The following is an 854-nucleotide window of genomic DNA, read 5'->3' as shown; positions in this document are numbered from 1 at the left end:
ATCGTAAGGGTTGCCATGAAAAGATTTAATGCCTAGAACAAAGTTACCTCGGCCGCTTACTGCAATCCCAACTTTATTGCCAAATTCATAGGGTTTATTTAATTTGCCCTTGCCGATACACTCTACCTCAGGAGCATGAAAGCTATAAGATTTCTTCTTAATTTTAAAGCATAATCTGACAAACTTATAAACACTGGATTTCCAAGTATTTCTCTAATAGATTGTTCTGTCATTTTTTCCTCTATTATATTTTCCCCTGATATATCTTCAGGAGTGATACTGGACTGATATTTAATTATTTAATCTTTTTTGTTACAAGCATCTTTAAGCTTCTGACCCACCTTAAACTTAGGTTGGTTATAAGCAGCAATTTCCAACGCCTGACCTGTGCGAGGATTGCGACCTGTTCTTGCCGCAACTTTACTTACACTAAAATTACCGAAACCGATTAATGATATTTCATTCCCTTTCCCGATAGCGTCAATTACCGAAGAGGTGAACATGTCGATGGTTTTCTCGGCCTCTACCTGAGTAGATTGATGTTGCTCTGCTATATGTTTTACAAATTCTGCTTTATTCATTTACTTATCCCCATTGTTTAATTTGTTATTTAAATGCTCAGCAACTAGTTGCATCGCCGCGACATCAGTTTCTTGCTCCTTTTGTATAAGAATATATTTACCGCCTGTTCTAGCTTCAATCCACCTTCCAAGCTCTATGATCGACAGCTCTTTATCTGCGGAATACAGCCAATTTAATAGTATAGATTTATTAATTGTATCTTCTTTATCTATAGGTTTCATCGGCTTATTTTACTTCACTTGTTGTAGAATCGCCTAAACTATTGTTAGAAT

Annotated in this window: 2 protein-coding genes and 1 pseudogene; all 3 read right to left on the bottom strand. The window is 36.1% G+C overall.

Translation table 11 applies throughout. The features are described 5' to 3' along the window. Positions 1-165, bottom strand: a pseudogene (locus tag Megvenef_RS09725) (IS5/IS1182 family transposase); the annotation flags it as partial. A gap of 134 nt (positions 166-299) precedes the next feature. Beyond that, on the bottom strand, positions 300-581 hold the full coding sequence (locus Megvenef_RS09720) for an HU family DNA-binding protein (RefSeq protein WP_322777707.1): 282 nt from the start codon (positions 579-581) through the stop codon (positions 300-302). After that, complete coding sequence (locus tag Megvenef_RS09715) at positions 582-803, bottom strand: hypothetical protein (RefSeq protein ID WP_322777706.1); 222 nt, start codon at positions 801-803, stop codon at positions 582-584. It abuts the gene before it with no gap. Positions 804-854: the final 51 nt, after the last annotated feature.

Source organism: Candidatus Megaera venefica, from assembly GCF_034554655.1.
Lineage (GTDB): Bacteria > Pseudomonadota > Alphaproteobacteria > Rickettsiales > Rickettsiaceae > Megaera_A > Megaera_A venefica.
This window is presented reverse-complemented; position numbering and strand designations above follow the sequence as displayed.